We start from the raw sequence: 22,712 nt of genomic DNA, 5'->3' as shown, positions 1-22,712 counted from the left end.
GGATTGGGCAAGGTGTTTGCCATGGCCGGGGAGGACGAAAACACCGGCTCCGGCGGCACCGTGGAAATCCTCAAGAGCATTGACCTGCGCATCCGGCCCGGCGAGTTTGTGGCCTTGCAGGGAACCTCCGGCTCGGGAAAATCCACGCTTCTGCATATTATCGGTCTGTTGGACCGTGCCACCTCGGGCCGGTATTATCTGGACGGCGCGGATGTCTCCACCCTGGACGACAACGCCCTGTCGGACCTGCGCAACCAGCGGCTCGGATTTGTGTTTCAGAGTTTTTACCTCATTCCCTATGCCACGGCCCTGGACAATGTGCTCCTGCCCGGCATGTACGCGGACCGGTCCCAGGCGGAACTGCGTCGCCGGGCCGCTTCCTTGTTGGAACGCGTGGGACTTGGCGACCGGATGCGCTTTAAACCGACGCGGCTTTCCGGCGGCCAGCAGCAACGGGTGGCCATGGCCCGGGCCATGCTCAACGACCCGGACGTGATTTTGGCGGACGAACCCACCGGGCAGCTGGATTCGCAGACCAGCGCGGAGATTTTGGAATTGTTTACGGAAATCAATGCCGCAGGCACCACCATCATTCTTGTGACCCACGACGAGGCCACGGCCGCGGCCGCGCAACGGGTCATCCGCCTGCATGACGGCCGGGTGGTGGAGGCAGAGCCTATCTAACCGTTCCGGCCATGGTTTCCCTGGCCGCGCCTGCTGCCTTGTACGGCAGCAACGGCCTGCACGCCGTGATCAGGGCCGTTTTTTGTTCAACGACCCGGCAGGCGTCGTCGGAGGTCGATCCATGCTTGATCCCCTGGAAATGTTCGGATTGCGTACCCGTCGGGTGTTGCCGGGCGTTGCCTTGTGCGGCAGTCCGCAACGCTGCGCGGCACGCTCCGTGCGCGAGGACCGGCAGGGCAGACAATGGATCCTGGAGCAGCTTCGCCGGGATCAGCTGGACCGTCGGCGCGCCGTGGCCGGCATCCTGGAGCGGTTGCGCGCTATGGGGCTGGAGCGTCTGCCCGAGATTCGCCGCAGCGTGAACCAGGAGCATGTGGGCCGGTGTGCGGGCATGCATTGGCAGCTGACCCGTTATGTGCCGAGCGACCCTCTGCCCAGGCCGGGATATCTGGATCATGCCGAACGGGGCGTGGAACTGGCCGCGTTCCTCACGGATTTTTCCCCGGCCTGCCGGAACCTGCCTTTGAAAGCGGCTGATCCGTTGGGTCCGGCTCTGGATCCACTTGCCTATGCCCGGGATCTGGAGGAAACGGTCCGGCGCGCCCACCCCCGGGTCCATTCCCGGCTTTGCGCTGTATTGCGCGGTTTGAAGTCGCATCAAGACGCCTTGTCCGCGTTGCCCGTATCCTGGCAACACGGGGATTTTCACCCCCTGAACGTGCTCTGGCGCGGCCGCAAAGCCGTGGCCGTCATTGATTGGGAATTTCTCGGGTTGCGGCCCGAGTGCTGGGATGTGGGGAATATGCTGGGTTGCCTCGGGTTTGAGCATCCGTCGGGGCTGGTGGGTCCGTTGGCGGCCGGGCTGGTTCAGGGCGTGGCCCGGGCCGGGATCCTTTCGGCCGCGTCCTGGGCTGTGCTTCCGGAGTTTATGGTTTTGCAACGCTCGGCCTGGCTTGCCGAGTGGCTTCGGCAGGGCGACGGGGATTTGGTGGACATGGAATTGGACTACATGGAATGGCTGCTGCGCGAGGCGGATCACCTGCGATCTGTTTGGAATAGTGCCGTTCCAGAGGGAGAAGCGGCATGAGTCTGCGCATGGTGGAAATCGTATGCGACAACGCGGGCAAGGATCGCGTGCTCGCGGAAATGCGACAATTCGACGACGACCGTTTTCTGAGCTGGAGCGCGGGCGAGGACGAGGACGATGAGCCGCTGCGGGCGCGGGTGCTGTTGGACGGGGATGTGGCTTCCGGGCTGGTGGACCGGCTGGAGCGACGCTTTTCCGGGGAAACCGGCTTCCGCATCGTTATTTATCCGGTCCAGGCCACGATTCCCCGATTGGAACCGCCGGAAAACAACAGCGAACCTGGATCGGAACCTGAGCAGACCGAGACGCCGGACGCGTCCCCAAAGCGTGAGGGCGTGATTCGGGAAGAGTTGCGGGCCGCGGTGCAGGAGGGAGCGGAGTTCACCGGGCTGTTTGCGCTGCTGGCCACGCTGGCGTCGGTGGTGGCGTCCATCGGCCTGTTGCGGGACAACCCCGCCGTGGTCATCGGCGCCATGGTCATTGCGCCGCTGCTTGGTCCCAATGTGGGGCTGGCCTTGGCCACGGTTCTTGGGGATGCGCGGCTGGCCCGCGCCTCGTTGGGAACCCTGGCCGGGGGCATTGCTCTGGTTGTTGCTCCGGCGCTGGCGCTCGGCTGGTTGCTGGGCGCTGATGCAGGGTCCGGGGAATTGGCTGCGCGCACCGTGGTGGGCCTTTCGGACGTGGCCCTGGCCCTGGCGGCTGGCGTGGCGGGCATCGTCTCGTTGAGCCGGGGGGCATCCACGGCCCTGGTGGGGGTCATGGTGGCTCTGGCGTTAGTGCCGCCGCTTTCGGCCTGCGGGTTGTTTTGGGGAGCCGGAGAGCTGGACCATGCCGCAAGTGCGGGGTTGCTCGCCCTGACCAACGTGGTCTGTCTGAATCTGGCCGGGGTATTGACCTTTGCGATCCGCGGAGTGCGGCCTCTCTGGTACCATGAAATCCGGTCCGCCCGGTCTGCTGTGTTTCGCGCCCTGGCATTTTGGACGATGCTTTTGTTGGCGGTGACCGCTGTGATCGTTTTGAACTGGCGCTTTTTTTGACCGCATCCGGGTGAAGGTGCGGGGTTGGCTGCCCCTGCGCGAATCAGAGATTCATCAGCGTGGAGCCGGGATTCACGCCGTGCTTGCGCTGCATTTGCCGATAGGTACGCATCGCGTGGTCGGCCGAGCGGTTCAAACAGCGGTCCAGATTGGACCAGGGGCAGATATTCTCCCTGGTTTTGAGCACCACGTCATTGGTCAGTGCAAGGGTGATTACAAAGGATGCCTTGCCCGTGGCGGAACGGAACCCGGTGGCGTCGATCCTCTTCTGTTCCGTAACCAGTACATGGGCGTTTTGCAGCAGATCCCGATGGCGGGAAAGGGTTGCCATGAACTGGGGCAGTCCTTTTTCATTGACGTTGTGTTCGCGCAACGTGCCGGGCATGCCAAAGAATTCGACGTCCACCCCGGAGCTGGAGCGCGCATGGCCCATGCCGGACCAGAGCAGCGCCAAAAGAAGCGTTGCGATTCCATACCCCATGGTCTGCAAAAAACGATGGTTCCCTTGCATCACGTACCCCCGAAGACAGTCTTAAGCAGCACGCAGTGTAGCATGGAATGCGCAAGGGAAAAACCGTTGCCGCAATATTTACGGCCTTGTCAGGCAATGGCTGGGAAATGTCAGGGCAGTTGGGCGATGTAGGCGTACATGACCCAAAAATGGCAAAAGCTGCCCAGCAGCACAAAGATGTGGAAGATCTCGTGGAATCCAAACACCCGGGGCCAAGGATCGGGTCGGCGCAGGGCATAGACCACGCCGCCCAGGGTGTAGCTCAGTCCGCCTGCCAGCAGCCAGAGCAGCGCTCCCGGGGTCAGGGCTTGCACCAGCGGCCACACCGCGGCCACCACCACCCAGCCCATCAAAATATAAAATCCTGTGGAAAGCCAGCGCGGGGCGTTCATCCAGCAGAGCTTGACCGCACTGCCCGCCAGGGCCAGCCCCCAGACCACGCCGAAAATGGACCAGCCCCATGCGCCGCGAAGCGGCACCAGGCAGATGGGCGTATAGGTACCCGCGATCATCACGAAGATCATCAGATGGTCCAGCTTGCGCAGTCGCCGGGTGCGCCGCTCTGCGTAGGGGATCCAGTGGTAGAGCGTGCTGGCCGTGTAGAGCAGGATCATGGCCGCGCCGAAAATAGCGAATGAGGTCACATGCCAGGCCGTGCCGTGGGTCGCTGCACGGACCAGCAGGACCACCAGGGCCGCAATCCCGCCGAGCGCGCCCAGCAGATGGGTCAGGCCGGCCAGGGGGTCGCGCAGTCCGCAAAAGGGACGGCGCATCACGGAATCACTCATTTCGCATCCTCCTGTCGGAAGTATAGCCCGGGCAAGCGCGTAACGCAAAGGCGCGTTGCCCGCCGTGCCAAAAAAACAGGGAGCAGCCCGGGCCGCTCCCTGTGGAGTGTTTGTGGCAGAACCGACCAGACATGCCCGTAGGCCGGGGCAGTGGGTTGGTCGGCATCGCGTTGGGCCGCGAATTATTGGGCGTCGCTGCCGTCGTCGTCCGCTTCGGGGGCGGCGGTGTGCTGGCCGGGTACGCCGAATTCGGCCTGCATGCGTTCGCCGGGTTCCGGATTCGGCACGGCCTGTTCGGAAGCGGCTTCCAGGGTGCCGCCGTCGGTCTCCGCGGGATGTTGTTCCGTCTGGGGGGCCGCGGTTTCAAGCGCATCCTTGGGAGAATCCGCCTCAATGTAGCGGGCAAAGACCAGGAAACCGGTGTGGGCCACCATGCGGTCTTCGGGCCGCAGCCGGTCGGCCACGGGCTTGTAGCGGCGGACCAGGATTTCCAGCACTTCCACATCCTGGAACGGGCCGCGCTCCAGGCCGCGCAGCAGGTCGCTGACCTGGTTCACCGTGGGCAGCAAAAAGCCGCACATGGCTCCGGGGATCACGGCGGAGGGGATGGATTCTAGGTAATCCCAGGGCGTGCGTACGTCCAGGAACAGAGCGTGGGCGCCGTTGTGCCGGAATCCTTCGGAAATATCCTGGTTGACCTGCTCCACACGATGGGCCAGGCCGACGCGTTCCAGGTTCTTGCGCGCCAGGCGGTAGAATTCCTCGCGCCGTTCGTAGGTGATGACCTTGCCGGTATCGCCCACGTACCAGGCCAGAGCCGTGGTCAGGCCGCCGGATCCGGTGCCGGACTCAATTACGGTCATGCCCGGGCCAACCCCCAATTTCAGCAGCAGATAGCCGATTTCCTTGGGGTACATAATCTGGGTGGACCGCTTCACGTTTTTGATCAAATCGTGCACAGTGGGACGGAGCACGAGATAGGGTCTGCCCAAATGGGTGCGGACGCGGCGTCCGTATCCTGCCTCGGCCACCTCGGACATGAGAATGCGGCCGTCGTGGGTGTGGACCTCGGCCTGGGGGTCGAGCTTATGCAGATACCGCTTGCCCTTGGGGCTGATGAGCAGTACCAAATCTCCAGAATTCAACATGGAAGCCTCCTCGCGCTGTTCGCGCACCATCAGGTACGGTAGCGGCCCGTACCTCGTCAAGCCGAAGACGGCTCCAAACCATCGGAAACGGACGCCATGGCATTCAAGTATATTTTCGGACCGGTCATGTCCGGCAGGCTTGGCCTTTCATTGGGCCTGGACCTGCTTGGGGAAAACATCTGCAGCATGGATTGCGTCTACTGCGAGGTGGGCGCCACCACCACCCTGACCCTGGATCGCCGGGCCTGGGTACCCGCCCGGGTAATTTTGGACGAGCTTTCCCGCTGGGTTGCGGAGGGCGGGGATACCGAGTACGTGACCCTGGGCGGTTCGGGTGAGCCTACGCTCAACGCGGACATGGGCGAGGTCATCCGGGGAGTGCGGCGCATTGTTCCGGGCAAGCCCGTGGCCGTGCTCACCAACGCCAGCACCCTGCACCTGCCCGACGTGCGTCGGGAGCTTTGCCTTGCCGATGTGGTTCTTCCTTCCCTGGATTCTCTCGTACCCCAGGAAATGCGCCGACTCAACCGTTGTGTGGCGGGTGTGGATCCGGAAACCGTTGCACAGGGGCTGTTGGCCTTTCGTGAGGAGTTTTCCGGCGCGATTTTTCTGGAGGTGCTCCTGGCGGCCGGATACAACGATTCCAAGGAAAACTTGCAGGCGTTGCAGGAATTCGTTCCCCGCCTGGACCCGGACCGTGTGGACGTGGTAACCCTTACCCGGCCCGGAACCCTGGATGCGGCCAGGGCCGTGGATGAAAGCACCATGGCCCGCTGGCGCGAGGCGCTGCACGCGCATCAGCCGCACGCGGCCCATGCCGAAGCCCGGGTCCGGCAATTGCCACCCGAGCAAGCTGCCGATGCGGTGCGATCCTCGCTTGCGCGCAGACCGCAAACCGTACTACAGTTGGCGGGTGGAATCGGGCTTGCCCCGGAACGGGTGCGCGAGGCGCTGGAACGGCTGGAGCGGGAAAACGCTCTGGTCACCCGGGAAGGAGAGGGCGGCCCGTATTATTCCGTGCGCCGCTGAGCGCCCTGGCGCGCGTCCGTTGCGTATCGGCGTCCGCGCCCGGCCCGCCATGTGGTTGCCGGGGATGCATCCCCCGGAATCCTGGCGGCAAACAGCGGCGGTCGGATGATTTTTTCACTTGCGGCAGGACGCAAAAGCCCCTGTTTTCGGATTTCGACGTGTTGCCGTCGAACCGGGCTGGCTGTTCGCGCCGCATGAAAGGTTTCGCCGGGGAGAGGTTCCCCGGACGGAGCATGCATGTTTCCTGGACGGTGAACCGGTCAACAGACCGGCCAGCCGTCATCTCCCTCCCGCTGGCGTGCCGCGGGGCGGAAAAAATTTTATTGTATATTTCAGTACGAGGATTCAATGACGAAAAAACGACAGAAGATGTTCATCAGTTCGCTGCCCGGCGAGCAGGTGGAAGTGGTCATCGCCGAAGAAGGCAAGGTCATGGAGTACTATGTGGAAATGGCGCACATGGCCAAGACCAAGGGCAATATTTATAAAGGCTATATCCACAACATCGACGTGGGCCTGCAGGCCGCGTTCATCAATTACGGGGCCGAGCGCAACGGATTTCTCCAGATCGACGAGGTGCATCCCGAATACTACCAGGGCGGCTACAAGTTGCAAAAGGGGCAGAAATATCCCCCGATCCAGCATGTGCTGCGTCCGGGCCAGGAAATGCTGGTCCAGGTGGTCAAGGAACCCACGGGCAAGAAAGGGGCGTTTCTCTCGTCCTATCTCTCCCTGCCGGGCCGGTTTTTTGTCTACACCATCGGCCGCGGGCAGGTGGGCATCTCCCGCAAGATCGAGGATGAAAAGGAACGCGCCCGCCTGAAAAAAATCATTGAGCAGGTCAAGACCGAAGAAGGCGTGGGCCTGATCGTGCGCACCGCGGGCGTGGGCCGCAACAAGCAGGATCTCACCAGGGACTACAAGTACCTCAGCCGATTGTGGAACGACATCAAAAAGCGGGGCATGGCCGCCAAGACCCCGGCCCTGATCTATCAGGAAATGGAATTGGCCACCCGGGCCGTGCGCGATTACCTTTCCACGGATATGAGCGAGGTATGGGTGGACGACAAGCAGGTGGAAGGCAGCATCAAGGAATTCATGCGTCTGGCCTTCCCCCGCACCGCATTGAACCTGCGCCTGCACAGTGATCCGGAAAAAAGCCTTTGGGAGCGGTTCAACCTGCACCGCCAGATCGAGGAAATTTATTCCCGGGAAGTGACCTTGCCCTCCGGCGGCCAGCTCGTGTTCGACGCGGCCGAGGCGCTCACCGCCGTGGACATCAACTCCGGCAAGATTTCCGGGGAGCGCAATTTTCAAAAAATGGTGCTCAAGACGAACATGGAGGCGGCCGAGGAAATCGCCAAGCAGCTCCGGCTGCGCGACATCGGCGGCCAGGTGGTCATCGACTTCATCGAGATGAAGAATCCCAAGGACTGCCGCGAGGTGGAAAAGACCATGCGCCAGGCACTCAAGTCCGACCGGGCGCGCACCGTGGTGGGCCGCATCTCCGAGTTCGGGTTGATGGAGCTGGTGCGTCAGCGCATGGGTTCCTCGGCCCTGGCCGTGACCACGGAGCCGTGTCCCTGCTGCGGCGGCACGGGCCTGCGTCGCAACATGGAATGGCAGTGCCTCCAGGTCATCAAAGACATGTACCGCCAGTTGCGCAAGCCGGGCCATCCTTCGCCCCTGGTCATGCGTCTGGGCGAGGAACTGGCGCTCTACATGCTCAATCATAAGCGGGAACAGCTGCTGGAGCTGGAACGCCTCTTTGAAACCCGCATAGATTTGCTCATGGATCGGCCCATCAGCGACTGACCATGCCGCCATGCCAAAGCGCGTCCCTCGGAACCGACCGGTTCCGGGCGGCGCGGGCGCATGGCAGAAAGGACCGCCCATGCCGCATCCCGCCACAGTAAAACAGATCGAACGGCCCGCACCGGGTGACCGTGTGCTGGTTCACGTCTGTTGCGGTCCCTGCTCCATCGCTACGGTGGAGATGCTTCACGACGAGGGGTTTGAGGTCACGGGCCTGTTTCTCAATCCCAACATCCACCCCCTTTCCGAATACCTGCGCCGCAGGGACGGCGCGCTGGAAGTGGCCGAACGCATGGGATTCAAACTCATTGTGCGCGACGAGGAATACGACCCCGTGGGATACATGCGGGACATTACGTTCCGCGAGGCCAACCGTTGCCTGCTGTGCTACCGCATGCGCCTGGAGCGGGCCGCCCAGATCGCCAAGCGGGGCGGGTTCGCGGCCTTCACGTCCACATTGCTGTATTCCAGACAGCAGCGGCACGACGACATCCGGGGGCTGGGCCGTGATCTGGCCGCCCGGGGCGTTCCGTTTTTGTACCGGGATTTTCGCGTGGGTTGGCAACGGGGCATTGAGGAATCCCAGCGCATGGGCATTTACCGTCAGCAATATTGCGGTTGTCTCTACAGCGAGGTGGAACGCTTTCATAAGGAGCTGGGTCATGACCCCATCCGACCGTACCGAGGCTGATTCGTGTGTTTCCGGATTGACGCCGGTGTTGGGCTGCTCGGGCAGTCCGCGCAAGGGCGGCAATTCCGATTTGCTGCTGCGGGCCGCCCTGGACGGCGCCGCGCAGGGCGGGGCTGCCGGCTTTGCCGCGCATCTGCCGGACTATCGCTTCGATCCTTGCGTGGGCTGTGAGCAATGCCGCACGGCCAAGGCCTGTACGCGCCTGCAGGACGGCATGCAGCTGCTCTATCCCCGGGTCCAGGCGGCTCACGGGTTGATCCTGGCCTGTCCCACCCACAATTATAATGTCACGGCCTGGATGAAGGCGTTCATCGACCGGCTGTACTGCTTTTATGATTTCGACATGCAGGCGCGGCCCCGGACCTGGGGCAGCCGACTGGCCGGACAGGGACGCGTGGCCGTGGTCATGGCCGTGTGCGAGCAGGAATCCTCCGACGACATGGGCGTGACCCTGGAGGCCATGACCCGCCCCTTGCAAGCCCTGGGCTACGAGGTGCTGGACCAGTTGGCCGTACTGCGCATCTTCGACAAGGCCGGTGTGCGCGACGACCGGGAAAGCCTGGAGCGCGCCCACGCCCTGGGCCAAATCCTCGGACAGCGCGTCGCCTCGCTTGTGGACGGGCAATAGCAACGGGGAAAGGCCGTGGCGCGAATCTTTGGCGAATCTCCCGCTCCCCAACGGCCGCAAACGTCGGCTCCCGTGCAACGCGAATGCGCGGACAAAAAGCTCCTGCTGTACGTGCATGTGCCGTTTTGCCGGTCCAAATGCCGGTATTGTTCCTTCCATTCCCAAGCCTTCGACTCCGCAGCATATGCCTGGTACCTGCAAACCCTGCAACGCGAGATCCCTCTCTGGGCCGAGCGATTGGGCCGGGTCCGGCTGGATACGGTCTATTTCGGCGGGGGAACCCCCAGCCTCATGCCCCTGGCCGACCTGGACGACGTGCTCGGGCTGCTACGGGATAATTTTTGGCTGGAACCGGAAGCGGAAATCACCCTGGAGGCCAATCCCGAGTCCACGCAGGATGTAAGCTGGTTTCGGGGGCTGCTTTCCCTGGGCGTGAACCGGCTCTCCCTGGGGGTGCAAAGCCTCGCGGATGAGGATCTGGTGCGCCTGGGCCGCCCGCATACCGCGCGCATGGCCGTGGAAGCCTATGGAATGGCGCGTCAGGCCGGATTCGGCAACATCAGCCTGGATTTCATCTGGGGATTGCCCCGACAAAAGCTCAAGCACTGGCTGGATCAACTGAAAACCGCGGCCAAACTCGGGGCCGAACATCTATCCTGCTACGGCCTGAGCATTGAGGAAGGCACGGAATTGCATCGCATGTCCGCGGAGGTGGACTTGCAACTGGCCGGGGAGCAGGAGCAGTCCAAAATGTTCGTGTATGGAGCGGAACTGCTGGAGTCCCTGGGGTATCTGCAATATGAAATTTCCAATTTCGCGCGCATGGGCTACCGGGCGGTTCATAACAGCGGCTATTGGGAAGGCCGCGACTACCTCGGGCTGGGACCATCCGCGGTCAGCACCCTGGGCCGCCGCCGGTTCACCAACCCTGCCTACCTGGACGCCTATGACGCGGCCGTGCGCGGGGATTTTGCGGGCATGGATTTTGAGGAGTTGTCCGACCAGGACCGTTTGGTGGAGTTGGTCATGCTTTCCCTGCGCACATCCCAGGGGCTGGAGCTGGCCCGGCATCGCAAGCTGGCCGGGTTTGATCTGATGAAGCGGCATGAGCGCCTGATCCAGGCGCTGGTGCAAAACCGGCTCGTGCGCATCAATCGCGGCCGTTTGCGGCTCACCAAGGAGGGCATGGCCGTTTCCAATGTGATTATTTCGCGGCTCACGGAGGCTTGATCTCCGACGCGGTTTTGAGAATTGCTTGCCGTTCCATCCTGCCGGGGGTATTCTGCATTTATGTGCGCCGTACTCATCACAGGCGGAGCCGGGTATATCGGCTCCCATGTCAATAAGATGCTCAACGCCCGGGGCGTGGAGACCGTGGTGCTGGATTCGTTGGTCACGGGCCACGCGGATTTTTTGCGCTGGGGCCGTTTCGTGAAGGGCGATCTCCGGGATCCTTCGGCCCTGGAGCGGGCCTTTGCCGGACCGCGTATCCACGCGGTGCTGCACTTTGCCTCGTTCATTGCGGTGGGCGAGTCCGTGGCGGACCCGAATAAATATTACCACAACAACGTGGCCGCCACCCTGAACCTGCTGGACGCCATGGTGCGACACGAGGTACCCGGGCTGGTGTTTTCCTCCTCGGCCTCGGTCTACGGGGAGCCGGAGCAGGAACTGCTGGACGAAGCCCACCCCATGCGGCCCCTGTCGCCCTATGCGCGGTCCAAGGCCATGGTGGAGCAGATGCTTGCGGATTATCACCGCGCCCACGGCCTGGCCTCCTGCCGATTGCGCTATTTCAACGCGGCCGGAGCCGATCCGGACGGGGAACTGGGCGAGCGGCACGAACCGGAAACGCACCTCATCCCCCTGGTCCTGCACACGGCCCTGGGCCTGCGGTCCCATATTTCCATCTTTGGCACGGACTATCCCACGCCGGACGGTACCTGTGTGCGCGATTACATCCACGTGCACGACCTGGCCCAGGCCCATGTGCTGGCCCTGGACTGGCTGGACCGGGGCGAGACCCGCGCCTTCAACCTGGGCAATGGCAACGGCCATTCCGTGCGCGAGGTCGTGGACGCGGCCCGCGAGGTCACAGGCCGGGATATTCCGGTGCAGGAAGCCGCCCGACGCCCCGGAGATTCTCCCGTGCTGGTGGCCTCGTCAAAGCGTGCCCGCACGGAGCTGGGCTGGCGGCCCGCCCACGGCGACCTGGAAAGCATTATTCGCTCCGCCTGGGATTGGCACCGCAAGGATTGCCGCGCTCCGGTCCGATCATAATTCCATTTTATCCGTATCATAGGACATTTTGCTCACGGCTCGGCTCTCATTGTCGACCCGCACCCGCCCTCACCGTCACAAGGAGGATTCATGACCACGGGCATCTCACCTTTCGACCCCCTGGAAATCAATGGTATGCGGCTGCGCAACAGGTTCATGCGTTCCGCCACCTGGGAAGGCATGGCCGATGCGGACGGCCTGGCCACGGAAAAGCTGGCCCGGTGCATGGGCCGACTGGCCGAGGGCCGGGTGGGGTTTGTGGTCACGGGACACGCGTTTGTGCAGGCCGACGGCCGCGCCGGGTCCGGCCAGCTGGCCGCGGACCGGGACGAGTGTTTGCCCGGCTTGGCGTCGCTGGCCGAGACCGTGCATGCGCACGGAGGCGCCTGCGCCTTGCAGTTGGCCCATGCGGGCGCGCACGCTCTGTCCTCGGGGTCGGGGAACCAGCCCAAGGGACCGTCCGCCCTGGATCTTGGCCGGGGACAATCCTGCGAGGCCATGACCTGCGCCGAGATCGGCCGGATCGTGGATGCCTTTGCCGATGCGGCCCAGCGCGCCAGGAGCGCGGGATTCGATGCCGTGCAGATTCACGCGGCCCACGGATATTGTCTGAGCCAATTTCTTTCGCCTCATTACAACCAGCGTACGGACGAGTACGGCGGCCCACTGGAAAATCGCGCCCGGTTCCTTTTGGAAACCCTGCAGGCTGTGCGTGCGGATCTTGGGCCGGACTTTCCGGTGCTGGTCAAGCTCAACAGCCGGGACTACCTGGACCGTGAATTGACTCGGGAAGAGAGCCTGCTGCTTTGTCGGCGTCTGGAAAATATGGGCGTGGACGGAGTGGAGCTTTCCGGGGGAACCCAGTTTTCCGGCCGGAACATTCCGGTGCGAACCGGTCGTCCGGAAATCCCCGGGGGCGAGGCCTGGTACGAGGATGCGGCCAGGCAGTTCAAGGCGGAACGGGCCATGCCCCTGATGCTGGTGGGCGGCATCCGCAGCCTGGATACGGCGGAGCGGTTGTTGGATGAGGGCGTGTGCGACGTGGTTTCCATGTGTCGTCCTTTGATTCGGGAGCCGGACTTGGTGCGCCGCTGGGAGCAGGGCCGCCGGGAGCCGTCGTCCTGTGTTTCCGATAATCTTTGTTTCCGGGCGGCCATGCAGGGGGATCTTTCCTGTCTGACCCTGGAACGCCAATCCAAGGATGAAGCATGAACGACGCGGATCGCGACCGCATGAAGCGGTGTTTGGCCGAGGAAATGGAACGCTGCCGCGCGGAGATCGCCCGTTTGGAGACAACGGCCGATCCCGTGGCCGTGGACAGTGCCGTGGGCAGACTCTCGCGCATGGATACCCTGGTGAACCAGGGCGTGAGCGGCCAGTCCCTGAGCAAGGCGCGGCGGCGGCTGCTTCTGTTGGACAGGGCCTTGCGCAACGCGGATTATCCAGGATTCGGCGAGTGCGTGGAATGCGGGAACCCCATCCCCGTGAAGCGGCTGCTTCTGGTGCCGGAAACCGAATATTGCGTTCATTGCGCGCCGGAGTGATGGGATTGATTCGTGTTGGCCGAGGATTGACGGCTGAGCGCTTTTGGGGCATCGGAAAAGCGCAACCAAGGAGATTTGATGTTCCGTAGGAACGAGGAGCTTGTGTCCCGGGTCGCCGAAGTCCGGCGCGTGCGGGCCTAGCTGCTGAGGAACCACTGTCCCCGTGCTGTGAAACCGGCCAGAAGCGGCTGGTTTTCGCGCCTGTGGACATTGTCCGGGCATCCGGCCTGGTGAACGCGTTTCATCCGAAACCGTTCTTTTGTTGCGTCCATTGCTTTGGCGATCCCTTCACCTCATGACGAATTGTCCCGGTCGCAGCCGCTCAACGCGGTGCGCGGCCATGCTGCACGGCCGATGCAATGGTCGGCCAAAGACAAGGTGAAGAAGAATGCACGATGACAACGCATATCCCCTCATTGACACATCCCTTCGGGAAGACTTGGTCCGCCTGGGCTGGTGCGGACATTTTGACCGTGAACTCGCTACCATGGAGGAACACCTGCCCCGGAACGAACCCTGGCGCATGGCCAGGGTGGTGAGTGTGGGGCAGGACATCTTTCTGGTGGCGAACGGCCGGGAGGAATGGTTCTGCACCCCGGCCGGACGGCTTCGATCCCGCCGCACCCGGGACTATCCCGTGACCGGCGACTGGGTGGTGACCTGCGAGAACACGGTCCGGGCGGTCGTACCCCGGCGCAACATGCTGGCCCGGGGCGAGGCCGGATTTCGCGGAGCTGAAACGCGAAGCGCCGTACGCGAGCAGCCCATCGCCGCGAACCTGGACATGGTTTGCATTGTCTGCGGCCTGGATCGGGATTTCAATCCCCGGCGGCTTGAGCGGTACCTTACGCTGGTATACAATTGCGGTCTCACGCCCATGGTGGCGTTGACCAAGGCGGATCTTCACGAGGATCTGGAGTCGTTTCGGTGGGACGCGCAGCTCGTGGTCCCCGGCGTACCCGTGTTGCTTTGCTCCGTACCACAGGGACGGGGATTGGACGAGCTGGCCGCCTTGCTCGAACCGGGCCGTACCGCGGCCCTGGTCGGCTCTTCGGGCGCGGGAAAGTCCACGCTGGTCAACGCGCTCTACGGCAGTGATGTTCAGGCCACCCGGGATGTGAGCCGGAGCGTGGGAAAAGGACGGCATACCACCACGTCCCGAGAGTTGATCCGGCTTCCCGGAGGCGGGCTGCTGGTGGATAATCCCGGCATTCGCGAGATAGCGCTGAACCGGGAAGGCGAGGGAGCCGTGGGCGCGTTTCCTGACATCGACGCCCTGGCCGCGCAGTGCCGTTTTGCGGATTGTTCGCATACGGCCGAACCGGGATGCGCTGTCCTTGACGCGGTTGCAGCCAAGGAACTCTCGGCGCAACGTCTGGAGAGCTATCATAAGTTGCAGCGCGAAATGCAGCATGCCGAAGCCCGCATACAGCGCGGATCGGACCGCGTGGAAAAGGAGCGCTGGCGGGAGGTGAGCCGCCTGCAACGACGCATGAAAAAGCAAGGGAAACGGAAGTAGGCCACGCGCAGGCGCGGCGTTTTTCAACCAATGCGAGGGGTATCGGTGTGGCCGCCGGTACCCCGTTTCGCTTTTTGGGGAAGGGGATTTGCCGTGTCGTGCTGTTTATTGCGGTCAGGCCCGGGGCAGGCGCACCTCAAACACGGTGTCGGGTTCGTGCTCCAGCAGCTCCAATTCTCCGTTCAGGTAGCGGCGCACCAGCAGCCGCGCAAAATACAGGCCGAATCCGCGTCCGTCCCCTTTGGTGGAAAAGCCGCGCTGAAAAATCTGGCGGCGTACGTTTTCCGGCAGAGCGCCCGGATTGTGGACGCGCAGCCCCACGGTTTGGTCATTCCTGGTGCAACGCAACTGCACCGCACCCTGGCCTTGCACGGCTTCCAGGGCATTTTCCACCAGTTGCCGTAGCGCGTAGACCAGGAGTTGGCGGTCCGAAACCGTCTGCGCATCGGCGCAATCCGGGTGGAGATAGATTCGACCTGGATCCGGCTGCTCGGGCGGGGCGGTCTGTTCCAGTTCTATTTCCACTCCTGCGAAGCGCAATCCCTGGACGGCTTCGGCAAAGGCTTCCCGGGCGTCCACGTGTTCTTCCACCACCCCGAGAATGCCCTCCTCGGCCTCAAACAAGCGGGACTGGCTGTCGATTTCCTCCAGCAGTTGCCGCGAGGCATAGCCCAGGGCGAATACCCCGCCACGAATTTCGTTGCCCATGTCCCGGCTGATGCGCACATACATGCGGTTGATGGCCTCGGCCCGTCGGCGCACGTCGCCAAGCACCTTGCGCCGGATGGATTCCAGTCGCAGTTCATGGCTGATGTCCATGATGCTGAAGATGACAAAGGAAGAGCCGTTGACTTCCAGGGGTTGGGCAAAGACCTGGAAGTCCAGGCAGGATTGGTGTTCGTCCCGGCGCATCAGTCGGCAGATCTGTACGGAATGTTCTCCTTCCAGGCTGCGCAAAATGGCGCGGGCGGCCCCGCAAAAGCGGCAGAACCTTGTGGTGCCGCAACCGCCGGGATTGATATTCGCATAGGCGCACCCCAGCGCTTCACCCGGGCGGCGTCCAAGGGGCAGCACCTGCTCATGTTCGCAGCTAAAGGCTTCGAATTTATCGTTGCAATACACGATCTGGCGTTTGTCGTTGACCACTACGATGGGCAGTGGCAGACCGTTGATGAACCGTTCCGGGGTTTCCCGGGCGATCATCTCGGCTTGCTTTTCAACGATACGTTGCGATTCGCGTTCAGCAGGCGCGAAATCCGTGTTCAGTTCGTTTGTTGCCACACCGTACCTCCTAAGAGTGAATCACACGGATACCGTTCAATACATATTGAACCATCATCCTTTAATTTTGCATGTTCGCAAAGGAATGGCAAGCCGTGCATGGACTCGGAACCGGCTTTGGCATATCCTGCTTGCATGCATTCCCTGCGTCTGTTCAACCGGGTGGTCAACATGGCCCTGGAGGCGGTCTGGGCCGCAAAATTGCGTTCCCTGTTCGTGATTCTGGGCGTGGCCTTCGGTATTTCCTCCCTGACGCTCATTGTCACGTCCGTGGACGGCGCCAATCGCATGGCTCATGAAATGGTGGAAATGTTTGGGCCGGACGCGGCGTTTGTGCTGGGCGGCAACATCAAGAAGCGGGCCGTGGGCATGCGGCGGCTGACCCTTTCCTGGGAGGATGCGCGGCGCATCCGTCAATCCCTGCCGGGCGCGTATCTGGTGGTCCCCATGCGCGGCAAGAGCGATCTCACGGTCAAGCATCGCAACCGCAATTTCAGCGGGGTGCAGGGCGTGGGAGCTACGGCCAATTATGCGGACTCCTGGAATTGGCCCCTGGCCGAAGGCCGCGATCTCACGGACGAGGACGTGCGCCGCGCCGCCAAGGTCTGCCTGCTCGGTTCCCAGCCTGCCAGGGAGCTGTTCGGGGAGGAATCCCCGGTGGGCAAGGTCATTTTCGTGAATAACATCCCGGTGCAGGTGGTGGGGCTGCTGTCGCATCGGGGCATGGCCTCGGGTGGCGGCCGCGACCTGGACAACCGTCTGATCATGCCGCTCTCCACCCTGACCGTGCGTTTTAATCTGGATCGAAAATATTTTCGGGCCTTGCGCGTCAAATTCCTGCAGCCGGAATACATGAAGGCGCACACCGAGAACCTGCGCTCCCTGTTGCGGGACGCCCACAACCTCCGGCCCGGGGAAGACGACGATTTCACAATTCTCACGGCGGACGAAGTGCTCAAGTTCGTGGCCATGTTCAAGGGCGGATTGCTTGCCTTTCTGGGCATAACAGCGGGTATTGCCGTGTTGGTGGGCGGGTTCGTACTCGTGAATCTCTTCACCTTGTCCGTGAGCGAGCGGAGCGAGGAAATCGGGTTGAAAAAGGCTATGGGCGCGCGCTCCTCGGCCGTGTTGGTTCAGTTTCTTGTGGAGTCCGTGGTCCTGACCCTCACCGGCGGGGTGCTGGGGCTGTTTTTGGGACTAGGCCTGGGGCAGTTGCTGACCGGGCTGGGTATCTTGACCATTCAATTTTCCTGGAAGGTCTTTTTTCTTTCCCTGCTCAGCGCCCTGGCCATCGGCGTGATCTTTGGCCTCAAGCCAGCGCGTCAGGCCGCTGGACTGGATCCCATCCAGGCGCTTCGCGGCAATGAGGAGTAGCGTGACCGGGAATGGCCGCACACGATTGCGGGGCAGTCGTCTCCAGACGCCTGCCCCGCGGGGTGATCCGCCGCCGCAACGTGCCGCTCGCTGCCGCCTTGGTCCTGGGAATTGTTCGTTCAATGGCGCACCGATGCGCCGCCGGTTTAATACCTGCCGAATTCGTCGTCATCCAGGGAGATGATCTCCTCCGGGGAGGCGGCGTCCCACGCACCGCGGGCCGCATTCCTGGTTGCTTTGCCCTTGGCCGGGGCGGTACCCACCTCTGGTTCGGAAGTCTGCTTCGGCGGTGTGGGGGCGTTTGATTCGTTCTTCTTTTCGGTCGATTGTGAATCCTGACTGCCAGGAAGCGGAGCCGCTGGTGTACGGCGAACCGCATAGGTGCGGGCCGGGGATGCGCTCGGGCGGTCTGATCCGGCGGCAGCATTGCGGTCGCGAACCTGGAAACGGGCCAGCAATTGCCGCAGTTGCGAGGTTTGGGCTGAAAGCTGCTGGGCCGAGGATGCGGTCTCTTCAGCGTTGGCCGTGTTGCGCTGGGTTACGTCGTCGATCTGCGAAAGCCCTTCGGAAACCTGTTGGACGCCCTGGGCCTGACCATCGGAATCCCGGGCGATTTCCGCCACCAGTTCCGCCACGTCCGCAGCCTTTTCCACGATCATATGCAATGATTCCGATGTTTGGCGAACCATGGCGTCACCATCCGAGGCACGCTGTACCGACCCTTCGATGAGTTCGGCAGTCTCCTGCGCTGCTGTGGCACTGCGCGACGCCAGGTTGCGCACCTCCTCGGCCACCACCGCGAATCCCTTGCCGTGTTTGCCTGCCCGAGCCGCTTCCACGGCGGCGTTTAGTGCCAGCAGGTTGGTCTGGAAGGCGATTTCATCAATGACCTTAATGATTTTGCCAATGGCCTGGCTGGATTCATTGATGCGCTGCATGGCCTCCACCATCTGGTCCATCTGTTCGCCGCCTTTTTCTGCGGCAAGGCGCGCATCATCTGCCAGGGTGTTGGCTTTGGTGGCCTTTTGTGCGCTGGAGCCGACCGTGGAGCCGATTTCCGCCATGGAGCTGCTGATTTCCTGGATGGAAGCGGCCTGCTCCGTAGCACCTTCGGAAAGGGACTGGCTGGATTCCGAAACCTGCCCCGCGCCCTCGTCCATTTGTTCGGTGGCTTGGCGCACCTGCCCGATGAGGGTGTTTAGCTCGTTGGTCATGCGTTGCAGGGCCATGCCGAGCGTATCCTTGTCCGAAGCCACCTGCACCGAGGCCGTGAGATCGCCTGCCGCGATTCGTCCCGCAAGGCGCGCCTTGTCTTCAAGGTTGTTCGTCATGTCGTTGAGCGCGTCTGCCAGTTGCCCCAACTCATTGCGTTGCGGAAAGTCCACGCGCTGGGTGAGATCCCCGTCGCGGACCGCGTCGGCCATGGTTACGGCCCGTCGCAGCCGGATCACGATGGCCCGCACCACCAGATGGACCAGCACGAGAAATGCAATGACCCCCAGCACAAAGGGGAGGAGAATGGCCCAGCGAAGCGCGGAGGTCTGGGCGTTTACGTCGTCCACGTAGATGCCGCTGCCCACGATCCAGCCCCAGGGCTTGTAGAGACGCACAAAGGATACCTTGGGTTGAGGGCGTTCACTTCCGGGCTTGGGCCATTCATAGGTGACGAATCCCTGCCCCTTGGCCCGGGCCACGTCGGCCATTTCCACGAACAGGCGCTTGCCGTTCGGGTCTTTGGAGGAGGAGATATCCTGGCCTTCCAGTTCCGGCTTGAAAGGGTGCATGACCATGCGCGGTTCCAGGTCATTGATCCAGAAATACTGGTCCCCCTGGTAGCGCATGTCCCGCACGTCCTCTAGGGCGCGCTGTCGGGCCTGTTCGCCGGTCAGTTGTCCTTCGGCCTCCAAGCGGCCGTAGTGGTTGAGCACGGACCAGGCCACGTCCACGTGGCTTTGCACGGCGTGTTGTTTTTCGCTCATGAGCGTGCGCTCGAATAGCGGGAGGTAGTACAGCAGCATCCCGGCCAGAATCAATATTGAGAACCCGCTGAACAGGCTCATGATTTTAGTGAAAATGCTCCAGTCCCGGTAGGCTTTGATGCGCATTGCGTCCCCCTTGGATGCGGCTTGGCCATGGCCGACAAGAGTATACGGTAGGGACAATAGCACATTTGCGCCAAAAAAAAAGCGGGCTTCCCGGGCAGGAAACGCGCTATTCACCGCATGCGCCTTTTTTGTTATATTTCCCCTTCGCCACGGGGTGCAGGAGGCATTATCGTGGATGGGGCATGCGCCTATTTTGCGTTTTTCCCGCAACGGCTTCCGGGCCAGGATCAAATCGGAACGCCACCCGGGCATTGCTGCCGATCCGATTTTTTCGTTCCTCCCACCAATTCGACGAGGTATTGTTCCCATGCGTCTGCTTACGGTTCACGGTAAATCACCCTTGGAAAGAATCATCCGCATGCTCGCCTTGCTGCTGGTGGTTCTGGTGGTGGGCTGGGCTTTTTGGAAAAATAATCAGAACATGCTTGAACGCGTGTATGCGGACAATCCGTATTGGGACGAGACCGGATTGGTTCAGGCGCCCATGCGGGCTTATGCCAAGGACTTCATCCGTACCATGGGGGAACAGTTCGGCGTGCGCGTCAAGCTGCGCATCCGTCGTACTACGCCGGACCGACCCAAGCCGGAAAACGGACGGCTTTTCCTGGGCGTGGTCCCGAGCGATCGCGCCGTGGTGTTTGTGCCTCCCGCGGACTGGCCCGGAGAAAAAGCTGCGGAATTGCAAGACTACCTGGAACAAAAACATTTTGCGCGGCATTGGGACGCTGATTGGCAGCTCGGGCTGAAGTCCGCGCTCGTGCTCATCTGGAACCAGCAGCGGGACAGAAACGCCAGCCTGGAGCAGGCGATGCACGAAGACGCCGTGCTGCTTGATGAAACCGGCACCCTGTCTCAGGAGGACCGTGCCTTTGTGCAGCGTTTTGCCTCGGCGCTGGAACGCGATTTTGCACAAAAGGCCGTAATTCGCATTTTCCGGGGAAATATCATCGTTCCGGACCTGGACAACCAGACCATGTTTCTGGGAATCTCCCCGACCCGCAATCAGGCTGTGGTCAGCTTCCCGCCCATTATGCGCCGCGCCCTGGGCAAGGGATTCGACCGCACCCTGACGCGGGAGCACTTTCCCGAAACATTCGGGGACGGGGACTGGTCCCGTGGATTGAAAACCGCCCTGATACACACCTGGCAACAATTGGCCGGAGAGGAGTTCAAGTGAGCGAAGTGACAATTTATACGGACGGCTCCTGCCTGGGAAATCCCGGTCCTGGAGGCTGGGCCGCGGTACTGCTCTGCGGCGAAACCCGCAAGGAGCTGGCAGGCGGATACGCCGGGACCACCAACAATCGCATGGAGCTGCGCGCCGTGATTGAGGCGCTTTCCGCCCTGACGCGCCCTTGCAGCGTGACCCTGCATACGGACTCCCAATACGTGCGCAACGCGCTGACCAAGGGCTGGCTGGACGGCTGGCAGAAAAACGGCTGGAAAACCGCGGCAAAAAAACCAGTCAAAAATCAGGATCTTTGGCAAAAACTGCTCCCCCTGACCCAGCAGCACCAGGTGGATTTTCGATGGGTGCGCGGCCATGCCGGGGATCCGGAAAATGAGCGCTGCGACGTGCTCGCCCGGACCGAAGCCGGCAAGCCCGGTCTGCCCAAGGATACCCCATCCTGAAGCCCGCTCTTGGCACCGGTCGTAGATCATGGCACAATCGGGGAGCAAACACTCCCCGATTTGTTTTTCGGATACGATCATGACCGATGAATCAACCGGCCGGAATATGGATTCAACACCCATTCACGCCCCCTCGGACGTGGTGGACGCCCTGCGCGACCATATGCTCTTCACCGATGCACAAGGACGCGTAATCCACGCAAATTCCAAGGCGCAACGATTCTATGGCAACAGGGTGCACCGTGGGCGGCCCTTTTGGGAAGTCCTGGGGCTGACTCCAAACAACCATGCCGATCAATCGCCCGGGCTGCAAAGCGTGCTCAAACGCTGGCCCCCGGATCGCGTACACGAAATTCGCGCCCCCAAGGGCGATACCTCCTGGTCTCTTCGCATTGTGCGCCTGCCCGAGGCGTGCGGTGCCAAAGGGTTCGTGGTCATGGCCACGGACAACCGGCCCATCGTGGAGCTGCATGAACGCGTTCAGGAGCGCGTGGGCGAAAGCGTGGCCTTGTTGGACTACTCCGTGCGATTGTTCAACACACTCTTTGATACCGCGCTGGACGCCATGTTCCTGCTGGACGAAGAGCGGCTTATCCGCACGGTCAACCCCCGGGCATCACGTCTGTTCGATCCGGAACAACAGGGCTTAACCGGACGGGACATGGTGGAATTGCTCGCCCCCGAACAACGCAACCCCTTCAGTGCGGCCCTTGCCACCCTGGACGACGGAGAGACCTGGAACACACGGCTCACCGCCCTGGGCGGCCAAGGCCTGGACCTGCCCGTGCGGGCCGTGTTGCGGCGTATTGATCTGGATCAGCATTGCCTCTACCACCTCAGCCTGCGCGACCTGACCAACCGAACACGCCTGGAACGCGGCCTGGAGCGCAAAAGCCGGGAAGTGGAAGGCATGAATCTGGCCCTGCAAAATGTGGTGCGCTCCGCGGATGAAGCCCGCAATGAAGCCCGTAAGGAACTCGTCGATGACCTGCGGCGCGATCTGTTGCCCGCTATCCGGCGTATGGCCCGGGAGCCGGACGCCCAGCGGCGTGTCGGATATCTGGAAATGGTGCGGGAACGGCTGGACGGACTCTATTGCGGCGATGGCGAAGAATTGTCCCCGTTGCTGCTGCGCCTGACGCCCCGTGAACTGGAGGTCTGCCGACTCATCCGAACAGGGCGCGGGGGCAAGGAAATTGCCGAACTGCTCAACGCTTCGTTTGAGACGATTCAAACGCACCGCAAAAATATTCGGCGGAAGTTGGGTCTCAAAGGGCGTCGAGTGGCCCTGGCATCGTTTCTACAGGGATTGCCGGGATTGGAGTAAGGCGCGGCCGTTCGGGCTGTCTGTGGGGCTGAAAGGCATGCCTCCGGCGGCCAGGAGGCCCGCGGCCCCCTGGACCCCCATTTACCGGTCTCGCGCTGCGCGCGGCCGGGGGCGTGCGGTGGGATGGAGTCCGGGGAGTGGCAAGGCGGAGCAGCGCGGCGGCGTGTCGTTCTGTTGCCGCGATTTCCGGGATGGCTGCGCCCTCCCGAAACTCGCGGCAACGGTGCGCCCC

21 protein-coding genes are annotated in these 22,712 nt (G+C 62.4%); 16 read left to right on the top strand and 5 right to left on the bottom strand.

The features are described 5' to 3' along the window. Positions 1-21: 21 nt before the first annotated feature. The 3 genes from B5D49_RS09270 (at position 22) to B5D49_RS09260 (ending at position 2,808) form a co-directional block, all read left to right on the top strand. Positions 22-684 carry an ABC transporter ATP-binding protein gene (locus tag B5D49_RS09270; RefSeq protein ID WP_234990677.1) on the top strand — a complete coding sequence of 221 codons (663 nt, stop codon included), beginning with the start codon at positions 22-24 and terminating at the stop codon, positions 682-684. Positions 685-805: 121 nt separating this feature from the next. Further along, positions 806-1,771, top strand: coding sequence for a phosphotransferase (locus B5D49_RS09265; protein ID WP_159447189.1), 966 nt, complete (start codon positions 806-808; stop codon positions 1,769-1,771). Continuing rightward, positions 1,768-2,808, top strand: a complete 1,041-nt coding sequence (locus B5D49_RS09260) for a TIGR00341 family protein (RefSeq protein WP_078717415.1) — start codon at positions 1,768-1,770, stop codon at positions 2,806-2,808. The genes B5D49_RS09265 and B5D49_RS09260 overlap by 4 nt, the downstream gene beginning before the upstream one ends. 43 nt (positions 2,809-2,851) lie before the next feature. Here the strand turns inward: B5D49_RS09260 and B5D49_RS09255 are convergent, their stop codons facing one another. The 3 genes from B5D49_RS09255 to B5D49_RS09245 all read right to left on the bottom strand — a co-directional run bounded on the left by B5D49_RS09255 (position 2,852) and on the right by B5D49_RS09245 (position 5,255). Then, positions 2,852-3,319, bottom strand: a complete 468-nt coding sequence (locus tag B5D49_RS09255; RefSeq protein WP_078717414.1) for a hypothetical protein — start codon at positions 3,317-3,319, stop codon at positions 2,852-2,854. A gap of 110 nt (positions 3,320-3,429) precedes the next feature. Further along, positions 3,430-4,107 carry a PAQR family membrane homeostasis protein TrhA gene (gene trhA / locus B5D49_RS09250; protein WP_234990673.1) on the bottom strand — a complete coding sequence of 226 codons (678 nt, stop codon included), beginning with the start codon at positions 4,105-4,107 and terminating at the stop codon, positions 3,430-3,432. 182 nt (positions 4,108-4,289) lie between these two features. Then, positions 4,290-5,255: a tRNA (adenine-N1)-methyltransferase gene (locus B5D49_RS09245; protein ID WP_078717413.1), complete on the bottom strand. Its 966-nt coding sequence runs from the start codon at positions 5,253-5,255 to the stop codon at positions 4,290-4,292. 96 nt (positions 5,256-5,351) lie between these two features. Between B5D49_RS09245 and B5D49_RS09240 the strand changes: the two genes are divergently transcribed. The 9 genes from B5D49_RS09240 to rsgA all read left to right on the top strand — a co-directional run bounded on the left by B5D49_RS09240 (position 5,352) and on the right by rsgA (position 14,761). Beyond that, positions 5,352-6,284: a radical SAM protein gene (locus tag B5D49_RS09240; RefSeq protein WP_078717412.1), complete on the top strand. Its 933-nt coding sequence runs from the start codon at positions 5,352-5,354 to the stop codon at positions 6,282-6,284. A gap of 348 nt (positions 6,285-6,632) precedes the next feature. Further along, the gene (locus tag B5D49_RS09230; protein WP_078717410.1) at positions 6,633-8,099 is read left to right on the top strand and encodes an Rne/Rng family ribonuclease; all 1,467 of its coding nucleotides are present in this window, start codon (positions 6,633-6,635) and stop codon (positions 8,097-8,099) included. A gap of 79 nt (positions 8,100-8,178) precedes the next feature. Then, a complete protein-coding gene (locus B5D49_RS09225; RefSeq protein WP_078717409.1) occupies positions 8,179-8,790 on the top strand; it encodes an epoxyqueuosine reductase QueH in 612 nt (203 codons plus the stop codon). Beyond that, a complete protein-coding gene (locus B5D49_RS09220) occupies positions 8,762-9,418 on the top strand; it encodes a flavodoxin family protein (RefSeq protein ID WP_078717408.1) in 657 nt (218 codons plus the stop codon). Before B5D49_RS09225 ends, B5D49_RS09220 begins: the two co-directional genes overlap by 29 nt. Before the next feature lie 15 nt (positions 9,419-9,433). Next, positions 9,434-10,648, top strand: coding sequence for a radical SAM family heme chaperone HemW (hemW, locus tag B5D49_RS09215; protein WP_078717407.1), 1,215 nt, complete (start codon positions 9,434-9,436; stop codon positions 10,646-10,648). 60 nt (positions 10,649-10,708) lie between these two features. Next, positions 10,709-11,698, top strand: coding sequence for a UDP-glucose 4-epimerase GalE (galE, locus tag B5D49_RS09210; protein ID WP_078717406.1), 990 nt, complete (start codon positions 10,709-10,711; stop codon positions 11,696-11,698). Positions 11,699-11,788: 90 nt separating this feature from the next. Then, positions 11,789-12,910, top strand: a complete 1,122-nt coding sequence (locus tag B5D49_RS09205; RefSeq protein ID WP_078717405.1) for an NADH:flavin oxidoreductase — start codon at positions 11,789-11,791, stop codon at positions 12,908-12,910. Continuing rightward, on the top strand, positions 12,907-13,242 hold the full coding sequence (locus B5D49_RS09200; RefSeq protein ID WP_078717404.1) for a TraR/DksA family transcriptional regulator: 336 nt from the start codon (positions 12,907-12,909) through the stop codon (positions 13,240-13,242). Before B5D49_RS09205 ends, B5D49_RS09200 begins: the two co-directional genes overlap by 4 nt. Positions 13,243-13,630: 388 nt before the next feature. Next, on the top strand, positions 13,631-14,761 hold the full coding sequence (gene rsgA / locus B5D49_RS09195; protein ID WP_078717403.1) for a ribosome small subunit-dependent GTPase A: 1,131 nt from the start codon (positions 13,631-13,633) through the stop codon (positions 14,759-14,761). Between the two features lie 114 nt (positions 14,762-14,875). Here the strand turns inward: rsgA and B5D49_RS09190 are convergent, their stop codons facing one another. Then, positions 14,876-16,042 (bottom strand): sensor histidine kinase, encoded by a 1,167-nt coding sequence (locus B5D49_RS09190; RefSeq protein ID WP_078717402.1) that lies wholly within the window; start codon positions 16,040-16,042, stop codon positions 14,876-14,878. A 99-nt stretch (positions 16,043-16,141) separates the two neighbouring features. Between B5D49_RS09190 and B5D49_RS09185 the strand changes: the two genes are divergently transcribed. Continuing rightward, on the top strand, positions 16,142-17,416 hold the full coding sequence (locus tag B5D49_RS09185) for an ABC transporter permease (protein ID WP_234990672.1): 1,275 nt from the start codon (positions 16,142-16,144) through the stop codon (positions 17,414-17,416). Between the two features lie 146 nt (positions 17,417-17,562). On the opposite strand, the gene B5D49_RS09180 is transcribed toward B5D49_RS09185, so the two are convergent. Continuing rightward, positions 17,563-19,521 (bottom strand): methyl-accepting chemotaxis protein, encoded by a 1,959-nt coding sequence (locus B5D49_RS09180; protein WP_159447188.1) that lies wholly within the window; start codon positions 19,519-19,521, stop codon positions 17,563-17,565. A gap of 307 nt (positions 19,522-19,828) precedes the next feature. Here B5D49_RS09180 and B5D49_RS09175 point away from each other — a divergent pair, with 307 nt between their 5' ends. The 3 genes from B5D49_RS09175 to B5D49_RS09165 all read left to right on the top strand — a co-directional run bounded on the left by B5D49_RS09175 (position 19,829) and on the right by B5D49_RS09165 (position 22,480). Then, entirely contained in the window at positions 19,829-20,698 is an 870-nt protein-coding gene (locus B5D49_RS09175; RefSeq protein WP_078717400.1) for a hypothetical protein, read from the top strand. After that, complete coding sequence (gene rnhA / locus B5D49_RS09170) at positions 20,695-21,153, top strand: ribonuclease HI (protein WP_078717399.1); 459 nt, start codon at positions 20,695-20,697, stop codon at positions 21,151-21,153. Before B5D49_RS09175 ends, rnhA begins: the two co-directional genes overlap by 4 nt. 79 nt (positions 21,154-21,232) lie before the next feature. Next, entirely contained in the window at positions 21,233-22,480 is a 1,248-nt protein-coding gene (locus B5D49_RS09165) for a PAS domain-containing protein (protein WP_159447187.1), read from the top strand. Positions 22,481-22,712: the final 232 nt, after the last annotated feature.

The organism is Paucidesulfovibrio gracilis DSM 16080, from assembly GCF_900167125.1.
Classification (GTDB): Bacteria; Desulfobacterota; Desulfovibrionia; order Desulfovibrionales; family Desulfovibrionaceae; genus Paucidesulfovibrio; species Paucidesulfovibrio gracilis.
Note: the sequence above shows the minus strand (reverse complement) of the source record. Positions and strands in the feature narration are given on the sequence as shown.

Excerpts from the sequence above, each read along its gene's own strand:
- B5D49_RS09270 (WP_234990677.1), top strand. The coding sequence starts at position 22 with ATGGCCGGGGAGGACGAAAACACCGGCTCCGGCGGCACCGTGGAAATC.
- B5D49_RS09265 (WP_159447189.1), top strand. The coding sequence starts at position 806 with ATGCTTGATCCCCTGGAAATGTTCGGATTGCGTACCCGTCGGGTGTTG.
- B5D49_RS09260 (WP_078717415.1), top strand. The coding sequence starts at position 1,768 with ATGAGTCTGCGCATGGTGGAAATCGTATGCGACAACGCGGGCAAGGAT.
- B5D49_RS09255 (WP_078717414.1), bottom strand. The coding sequence starts at position 3,319 with ATGCAAGGGAACCATCGTTTTTTGCAGACCATGGGGTATGGAATCGCA.
- trhA (WP_234990673.1), bottom strand. The coding sequence starts at position 4,107 with ATGAGTGATTCCGTGATGCGCCGTCCCTTTTGCGGACTGCGCGACCCC.
- B5D49_RS09245 (WP_078717413.1), bottom strand. The coding sequence starts at position 5,255 with ATGTTGAATTCTGGAGATTTGGTACTGCTCATCAGCCCCAAGGGCAAG.
- B5D49_RS09240 (WP_078717412.1), top strand. The coding sequence starts at position 5,352 with ATGGCATTCAAGTATATTTTCGGACCGGTCATGTCCGGCAGGCTTGGC.
- B5D49_RS09230 (WP_078717410.1), top strand. The coding sequence starts at position 6,633 with ATGACGAAAAAACGACAGAAGATGTTCATCAGTTCGCTGCCCGGCGAG.
- B5D49_RS09225 (WP_078717409.1), top strand. The coding sequence starts at position 8,179 with ATGCCGCATCCCGCCACAGTAAAACAGATCGAACGGCCCGCACCGGGT.
- B5D49_RS09220 (WP_078717408.1), top strand. The coding sequence starts at position 8,762 with ATGACCCCATCCGACCGTACCGAGGCTGATTCGTGTGTTTCCGGATTG.
- galE (WP_078717406.1), top strand. The coding sequence starts at position 10,709 with ATGTGCGCCGTACTCATCACAGGCGGAGCCGGGTATATCGGCTCCCAT.
- B5D49_RS09205 (WP_078717405.1), top strand. The coding sequence starts at position 11,789 with ATGACCACGGGCATCTCACCTTTCGACCCCCTGGAAATCAATGGTATG.
- B5D49_RS09200 (WP_078717404.1), top strand. The coding sequence starts at position 12,907 with ATGAACGACGCGGATCGCGACCGCATGAAGCGGTGTTTGGCCGAGGAA.
- rsgA (WP_078717403.1), top strand. The coding sequence starts at position 13,631 with ATGCACGATGACAACGCATATCCCCTCATTGACACATCCCTTCGGGAA.
- B5D49_RS09185 (WP_234990672.1), top strand. The coding sequence starts at position 16,142 with ATGGACTCGGAACCGGCTTTGGCATATCCTGCTTGCATGCATTCCCTG.
- B5D49_RS09180 (WP_159447188.1), bottom strand. The coding sequence starts at position 19,521 with ATGCGCATCAAAGCCTACCGGGACTGGAGCATTTTCACTAAAATCATG.
- B5D49_RS09175 (WP_078717400.1), top strand. The coding sequence starts at position 19,829 with ATGCGTCTGCTTACGGTTCACGGTAAATCACCCTTGGAAAGAATCATC.
- B5D49_RS09165 (WP_159447187.1), top strand. The coding sequence starts at position 21,233 with ATGACCGATGAATCAACCGGCCGGAATATGGATTCAACACCCATTCAC.